This window comes from Pseudomonas sp. 2822-15 (assembly GCF_002742515.1).
Taxonomy (GTDB): Bacteria; Pseudomonadota; Gammaproteobacteria; order Pseudomonadales; family Pseudomonadaceae; genus Aquipseudomonas; species Aquipseudomonas salomonii.
Map to the genome: position 1 here is coordinate 1 of NZ_LJRY01000365.1, position 287 is coordinate 287.

Consider the following 287-nt stretch of genomic DNA (forward strand, 5'->3'; position numbering starts at 1 on the left):
CCCATATTGAAAATTTGCTTCTAGATCTGTTGGATTTATTTCTGAAGCACGTTGTAGACTAGGGAGGGCACGTGTTAGATCTCCATGATGATAAAAACTCATCCCTAACATATAATAAACATCCCCTTCTTTCAGCCCTTTGTTTAGAGCTTCCTGGTATGCGTCAATTGCATATAGAAACTCTTGCTGGTTAAAATAAGCATTTCCCTGACCATAGTAAGCTGTTGCTAAGTTCCCATCCAATTCAATAGCTTTTTTAAAAAAAGTAACAGCACGTCCATCATCGT

Annotated in this window: 1 protein-coding gene; it reads right to left on the reverse strand. The window is 38.0% G+C overall.

All coding sequences use genetic code 11. The features are described from left to right. Positions 1-287: tetratricopeptide repeat protein (locus AOA59_RS28775; RefSeq protein WP_143522859.1), on the reverse strand; the 287-nt coding region annotated here is incomplete at both ends.